The sequence below is a fragment of the Thiocystis violacea genome (assembly GCF_016583565.1).
GTDB lineage: Bacteria > Pseudomonadota > Gammaproteobacteria > Chromatiales > Chromatiaceae > Thiorhodococcus > Thiorhodococcus violaceus_A.
Genome location: NZ_NRRF01000026.1, coordinates 60,681 through 68,205, shown reverse-complemented (window position 1 = coordinate 68,205; position 7,525 = coordinate 60,681). Strand labels below are relative to the sequence as shown.

Sequence of the window (7,525 nt, the reverse complement as noted above, 5' to 3'; positions counted from 1 at the left end):
CCACCGGAGCCACTCCAGGTAGTCGAGGCAGTCCGCATCGGTGCGAAACCAGGACTGGAACTCGCCCGCAGTCCGCGGATAATCAACGCCAGCATGAGGGTAAGTCACCCTTGGAGTTTACTCCGGTTAAGTGGAGACCCCAGTCGCCTCTTATGACAGCTTCGAGGGTGCGTTCGACGCGAGCTAGAGAGCGAAGCCTACGCATGCGCCAAGCCCTAAGGCGATTTCCGGGAAACAACATACCCTCGGGTTCCGAGCCCGTAGGATGGGCAAAGCCCTGGCGATGCGCTTCTTTCGGAGTGCCGAGGGTCGAGGGGCGTGCCCATCATCCCAGCTCGGCGTCTTGCAGGATGGGCACGTCCGTCTGGCGTCGAGGCTGGGCTCGAGCCCGGAGCGCGGACGTTGCCCATCCTACCGACCCGGGTCTATTTGGGTAAGATCATTTCCGGAAATCGCCTAAGTGACTGGAGGGACTTCGGCCTTGCCCATGACCTCGGCCACCCGAAACGGGCATCGTCGTGGCGCGCAAGCGCTCGACAACAGCGGTGGCGGAAACTGGCAGATCTGGCGGGGATGATTCCGAGAAAAACTCGCGGAATCACCTGAGGGACAACGACCGCCGAGGAGAAACCGCAGGCAAAACGCGCATCAGACATCGAAGATTGTCGATGCTTACAATAAAAAAGATCAGTTTGAATCGATCGCTCTTCCTGCTTTAGATACCGCATCCTCCAGCTGCGAAGGGTGCGGATTCATGAAAATCCTCAACGAAATTCGATTCGACAACCTGCGCGGCGACCTCTTCGGCGGCGTCACCGCCGCGATCATCGCCTTGCCCATGGCCCTCGCCTTCGGCGTCGCCTCCGGAGCCGGACCCGTCGCCGGACTCTATGGCGCCGTCCTGGTCGGTCTGTTCGCGGCCCTCTTCGGCAGTACCCCGACGCTGATCTCGGAGCCAACCGGACCGATGACGGTGGTGATGACCGCCATCATTGCCAGCCTGGTCGCCGTGAATCCGGATCAGGGCATGGCCATGGCCTTCACGGTCGTCATGCTGGCCGGTCTCTTCCAGATGCTGTTCGGCGTGCTGAAGCTCGGCAAATTCGTCACCCTCATGCCCTACACGGTCATCTCGGGCTTCATGACCGGCATCGGCTTGATCCTGGTGATTCTCCAGATCGGCCCCTTGCTCGGACAGGCGGCACCCGCGGGCGGGGTCATCGGTACCCTGAACGCCCTGCCGGAAATGCTCTCCCAGGTCGCGCCCGCGGAGACGGCGCTGGCGGCGCTGACACTCGGGCTGATCTTCTTCTTCCCCAAGCGGCTGCGCCGCATCCTGCCGCCTCAGCTGGTCGCGCTGGTGCTGGGAACCCTGCTGTCCATCCATGTCGTCGGAGACCTCGACGTCCGGCGCATCGGGGAGATCCCGAGCGGGTTGCCGACGCTGCAGATGCCGGTCTTCACGGCCGAGCAATGGCAGCTGATGGTCGTGGACGCGCTGGTGCTGGCGGTGCTCGGCAGCATCGACGCCCTGCTCACCTCGGTGATCGCGGAGAGCATGACCCGCAGGGAGCACGACTCGGACAAGGAACTCATCGGGCAGGGTCTCGGCAACCTGGCCTCGGGACTCTGCGGGGGCATCCCCGGCGCCGGCGCCACCATGGGGACCGTCGTCAACATCCAGACCGGCGGGCGCAGCGCGCTCTCGGGCCTGACCCGCGCGGTCATTCTGCTGGTGGTGGTGCTCTGGGCGAGCGGATTGACGGCACAGATACCGCTCGCCGTACTCGCCGGGATCGCGCTCAAGGTCGGCCTGGACATCATCGACTGGTCCTTTCTCCGACGCGCGCACCGCGTCTCACTCAAGGCGGCGATGATCATGTACGGGGTCATCGGTCTCACCGTCTTCGTCGACCTCATCACCGCCGTGGCGGTCGGTGTCTTCATCGCCAACGTGCTCACCATCGACCGCCTGAGCAAGCTTCAGAGCCAGTCGGTGAAGGCGACCAATGACCCGGCGCGCGTGGACGATCTCACGCGCGAGGGGCAGGCCATCCTGGAGCGCGCCGGGGGCCGCATCCTGCTCTTCACGCTGGGCGGGCCGATGATCTTCGGTCTGGCCAAGGCCATCTCACGCCAGCACGCCGTCCTTGAGCCGCATCAGGTGCTGGTGCTGGATTTCACCCAGGTCCCGGTGCTCGGCGTCTCGTCCTCGCTCGCCCTGGAGGCGATGATCCTGGAGGATGTCGCGGCGGGGCGAGCGGTGGTCCTGGCCGGGGCGGAGGGCGACGTCGAACAGCGCCTGCGGCGTCTCGGACTTGCGGAGGCGATCCCGCGGGCCAATTGGGTCGCGGGCCGGGAGCAGGCGCTCGCCCGCGCCGAGCGCCTGCTCGGGCCGCCGGGGGCGGAGCCCGCCGGACGGGCCACGCCAGCGGCGTCCTGATGGTGCCGCCCGCATCTCACCCACACCGGGGCCATCGACGCACGTCGATGCACGCACGGGTGAATCCGAATTTCCTACTAACGCACTCAGGAACTATTCTGGTCTCGAGCCCAGGGCGTACCTCAAACGCCGCGACCCAAGCAGTCGGGCTGGCTTCATCGTCCGTCACACCATCACCGGAGACGAAACCATGTACGACAAGACACGAGCGACCGAGGGCACCGAGACGACACATCCCTTCCCGGGGGAAGCGGCCATCCTGGACCGCCTCTCGCACTGCATCCAGAAGGGCTGCTTCATCTGCATCGAGCATGCGAGCGCCGTCCAGCCGCGGCTTACCTTTTGGGAGCGGTGGGGGAAGGCGAGCTGCTTCGATGGCGATCTCGGCGGCCTCTACGCCTCGATCGAAGGCTGCAAACAGGTCCACGCCGACCATCACATCCGGCTGAACGTGGAGAACATCGCCTGGCGCAGCCGTCTCTCCCTGGTGGTCCACCGGCCGCATTGAGCCCGCCCCTGTCATCCGCTCTGATCGAGCCGCCCCGGACGGGCGGCTGAAGGGGCGAGACACCCAATCCCGCCCCTGACCGAGAAGGGCGCCGCGCAGCCGCGCGGCGGCCCCCGAGTCTCGCTCCGCGCGAGACGCGCGCTCCATCAGCCTCTCCCGCGCACTCCAGCGCCAGCGGCGAAACCCACCCGCCGCAGTCCGCCCCTCACCGCCTCCTGACGACGCGCGTCCAGCCTGCCGCCCCCGAGCCCGCCGGGCTTGGATGCGCGGCGCACCTGCGCTCGAGCATCCCAATAGCCCCAATCCATCGACAGAAATCGATCTTTAGCATTCTGTATATCGATTGGAATTCGCGTTCACTCACATCTAGATTTACCAACCATCCAGGCCGCACCCATAGAACGGAGTAAATCATGAGCACCAAGACCTATGACGCTGGCGTCAAAGACTACGCACTGACGTATTGGACGCCTGACTATGTTCCCTTGGATTCAGACCTGCTGGCCTGCTTCAAGGTGACCGCCCAGGCCAATGTCCCGCGCGAAGAGGCGGCGGCCGCCGTGGCGGCGGAATCCTCGACCGGCACCTGGACCACGGTGTGGTCCGACCTCCTGACCGACCTCGACTACTACAAGGGTCGCGCCTACCGCATCGAGGACGTGCCGGGCGACCGCGAGAGCTTCTACGCCTTCGTCGCCTACCCCATCGATCTGTTCGAGGAAGGCTCCATCGTGAACGTGCTGACCTCGCTGGTCGGTAACGTGTTCGGCTTCAAGGCGGTGCGCGCGCTGCGCCTGGAAGACATCCGCTTCCCACTGCACTACGTCAAGACCTGCGGCGGCCCGCCGAACGGCATCCAGGTCGAGCGCGACCGCCTCGACAAGTACGGCCGCCCCTTCCTCGGCGCCACCGTCAAGCCCAAGCTCGGACTCTCGGCCAAGAACTACGGCCGCGCCGTCTACGAGATGCTGCGCGGCGGCCTGGACTTCACCAAGGACGACGAGAACGTCAACTCCCAGCCCTTCATGCGCTGGCAGAACCGTTTCGAGTTCGTCTCGGAGGCCGTGCGCAAGGCGCAGGAGGAGACCGGCGAGCGCAAGGGTCACTACCTGAACGTCACCGCGCCGACCTGCGAGGAGATGTTCAAGCGCGCGGAGTTCGCCAAGGAGCTTGGCGCGCCCATCATCATGCATGACTTCCTCACGGGCGGCTTCACGGCCAACACCAGTCTCGCGAACTGGTGTCGCGACAACGGCATGCTGCTGCACATCCACCGCGCCATGCACGCCGTTATCGACCGCAACCCCAAGCACGGCATCCACTTCCGCGTGCTGGCCAAGTGTCTGCGCCTCTCCGGCGGCGACCACCTGCACACCGGCACCGTGGTGGGCAAGCTGGAAGGCGACCGCCAGTCGACGCTGGGCTTCGTGGACGCCCTGCGCGAGTCCTTCATCCCCGAGGACCGCGCGCGCGGACTCTTCTTCGACCAGGACTGGGGCGGCATGCCCGGAGTCATGGCGGTCGCCTCCGGCGGTATCCATGTGTGGCACATCCCGGCATTGGTGGCCATCTTCGGCGACGACTCGGTGCTCCAGTTCGGCGGCGGCACCCAGGGTCATCCCTGGGGCAACGCGGCCGGCGCGGCGGCCAACCGGGTCGCGACCGAGGCCTGCGTCAAGGCGCGCAACGAGGGTGTCGAGATCGAGAAGAACGCCCGCGAAATCCTCACCGAGGCGGCCCGCCACAGCCCCGAGCTGGCCTCCGCCATGGAGACCTGGAAAGAGATCAAGTTCGAGTTCGACGTGGTGGACAAACTGGACGCGGCCTAACGCGCCCGCCAGGCACCCGAGACCGCAGCCCCCATCCGACCTGAGAGGACAGAGACGACATGAGCACCGCGAGCAGCATGGGCGATCACGCCACCACAGGACGCTACGAGACCTTCTCCTATCTGCCCCCACTGAGCCGCGACGAGGTGATGGAGCAGATTCTCTACATCCTCGACAACGGCTGGAACGCCTCGCTGGAGCATGAGCACCCGAGCAAGGCCTTCGAGTACTACTGGCCGATGTGGAAGATGCCCTTCTTTGGCGAGCAGGATCCCAACGTGATCCTCACCGAGATCGAGGCCTGCCGGCGCAGCTATCCAGACCACCACGTTCGCTTGGTCGGCTACGACACCTACGCCCAGACGAAGGGACACGCCTTCCTGGTGTACCGCGCGGCCTAGTGGCCGGGCGAGCCATTCAGACACGCAGAACGCAACGAGAGGCAAGCATGGACAAGGCTGGAAGCGAACGAGGGTTGACTGGACGCGAGGCGTCCATCGCCAAGCGCCGCGCCATCGCCGCCGGCGGGAAGACACAGGGCGCGGGCAGCGCGCCGAACCCAAGGGCCGGCGCACGCGCGGAACGCAAACCGGAGCACAGACCTGAACGCGCCGAGGCCGCTCGCGCGGACAGCGCGCCGACACCAAGCCCGCCCGCGCCACGGGCCGAGCGGCCACGGAAGAGCGATCGGAACCGCCAGCCGGCGGTCGGTCAGGGCCGCGCCCGATCCATGCAGCGGCGCGAACGGCTCACGCGAGGCAAGTCGGCGGCGCAGGTCACCTCCAAGGGCGATCTCGGGGCAGACACGCGCGGTCTCGCCGGGCGTGAGGCGGCGATCGCCCGCCGCCGCGCCATCTCCGGCATGGAAGCGCCGGCGCCGCGCGCCAGCCGCTCCACGCCCGCGACCGAGGAGGCCCGACACCTAACCATGGAGCCCGCCAAGGACAGAGCGCTGACCAGCGAGCGGCGCGTCCGCTCGGGCCGTCCGCGCACAGCCAACGGCAAGAAGGCAGCCGCCTCGCGCGGGCGGCTGCTCTCCATGGCACGGCGCGCCGCCATGGCGGACCGGGGGCGCTCCGGGGTCGAGGCGATGGGAGGACGCTCGCGCAACGCCGCGACCACGTCCCTGATGCGCAATGCCGGTGTCAGCTCGCGCGAGATCGCCAAGCGGGTTCGCGAGGAGCGCTGCGAGCATGGCAAATGCGGCGACACGGGTCCGCGGCCGAGCGGGCGGACCCGCCGTCAGACGCGGGCGGAGTCAGACCCCGCGCCCGCCAAGGTCGGCCTGAGCGAAACCGCCTCCGGCCAACAGGTGACCGGCACCAAGGTCGGCCGCGGCAGGCGCACGACGGGCGACGAGCCAGGGGCCTGCCGCGCCGTGACCGGAACCGAATACATGGGCGCGGAGGTCTTCCAGGAATTCTGCGGCCAGGGACCGGTGGCGGCGCCCGGCCGCCAGGCCGCGGCGACGCTCACCAACCAGGGCCAGACCCTGACGGGCGCCCAGGTCGGACGCAGCACCAAGGTGACGGGCGACGAGACCGGCGCCGGGCGTCAACTGACGGGCACGCCCTACACCGCGCCCGGCCCCGAGGGCGCCCCGCCCAAGGTGCGACAGACACAGACGCTGAGCGGCCAGTCGGTCACCGGTTCCATGATCGGGCGCCGCGAACGGGTGACCGGCAACGAGGCCGGAACCTGCCAACGCGTGACGGGTAACGAGTACCTTGGCAGCGAGCACTTCCAAGGCCACTGCAAGACCTCGCCCGAGCCCTTCGGCGGCAAGAAGGTCGGCGTGGACGCGACCTGGCACGGTCAGCAGGTCACGGGCAGTCAGATCGGCCGCTCGCAGCGCGTCACGGGCGACGAGCCTGGTGCCTGCGAGATCGTCACCGGCACCGCCTATCTCGGCGCCGGCCCGGTGCTCGCGCACTGCGGCCCCGAGATCGCCCAGGCCATGACCGAAAGCGCCCCCGCGCGGCACGGCACCCCCGGCGCCGGGCTCACCGGGATCCAGCCCGGCATCGGCGGCGTCATGAGCGGAGCCGCCAAGGGTGCCTGCCAGTCGGTCACGGGGACGCCCTATCTCGGTCAGGACCAGTTCTTCGCCGCCTGCGGGGAGGGCTCGGCGGCGACGCCCGGCAGCGCGGACTTCCCGCAGCCGCTCAACGGCGGCAACTGGCGTGCCTTTAGCGTGAACACGCCGGCGCGCTCGGCACAGGGCCGCACCGACGAGCGCCGGGTGACGGGCACCGCCTACGACGAGACGCGCAGCCGCATCACGGGGCCCTTCAACATGGCCGGTGGCGTGGTGACGGGAACCAATGACTTCCGCCTGCGCCGTTCCGGCGGCGCGGATCCGCACCCTGGCGGCGCAAGCCCCATGGCGATGGCATTGGCGATGGAGCCAGCGGTGCCGGCCATGACCGCGCCCGAACAACCGGCCGAAGAGCCACGCCCGCGCATCACCGGCGAAGGCATGGATGGAGGCACGCGCATCACGGGCGACGATTGGGGACGCAACGAGCGGGTCACGGGCACCGAAGGCACCTCCGCGTTCGGGCGTAACCCGACCCGTCGGGGGACGCCCATGGAAGCCTTCGCCGGGGCACGCGCCTATCGCGACGCCCAGGCACGCAAGGCGCCCGAGCTGCAGATCACGGGCAGCAGCGGCAGCACCGACCGAGGCGCGCTGGTGACCCTGTCCGGCGGAGCCAGAGGCTGAGCGCGAGCGCCAAGGAGCCA

General features: G+C 68.0%; 5 protein-coding genes. All 5 read left to right on the top strand.

Features of this window, described 5'->3' with window-relative positions; all coding sequences use genetic code 11:
• Nucleotides 1–754: 754 nt before the first annotated feature.
• Complete coding sequence (locus tag CKO23_RS12350) at nucleotides 755–2,443, top strand: SulP family inorganic anion transporter (protein WP_200331537.1); 1,689 nt, start codon at nucleotides 755–757, stop codon at nucleotides 2,441–2,443.
• 190 nt (nucleotides 2,444–2,633) lie between these two features.
• Nucleotides 2,634–2,951: a ribulose bisphosphate carboxylase small subunit gene (locus CKO23_RS12345; RefSeq protein ID WP_200331535.1), complete on the top strand. Its 318-nt coding sequence runs from the start codon at nucleotides 2,634–2,636 to the stop codon at nucleotides 2,949–2,951.
• Between the two features lie 413 nt (nucleotides 2,952–3,364).
• Nucleotides 3,365–4,780 carry a form I ribulose bisphosphate carboxylase large subunit gene (locus CKO23_RS12340; RefSeq protein WP_200331533.1) on the top strand — a complete coding sequence of 472 codons (1,416 nt, stop codon included), beginning with the start codon at nucleotides 3,365–3,367 and terminating at the stop codon, nucleotides 4,778–4,780.
• Nucleotides 4,781–4,839: 59 nt separating this feature from the next.
• A complete protein-coding gene (locus tag CKO23_RS12335) occupies nucleotides 4,840–5,181 on the top strand; it encodes a ribulose bisphosphate carboxylase small subunit (protein WP_200331531.1) in 342 nt (113 codons plus the stop codon).
• Nucleotides 5,182–5,228: 47 nt separating this feature from the next.
• Nucleotides 5,229–7,505 carry a CsoS2 family carboxysome shell protein gene (locus CKO23_RS12330; RefSeq protein WP_200331529.1) on the top strand — a complete coding sequence of 759 codons (2,277 nt, stop codon included), beginning with the start codon at nucleotides 5,229–5,231 and terminating at the stop codon, nucleotides 7,503–7,505.
• Nucleotides 7,506–7,525 lie beyond the last annotated feature (20 nt).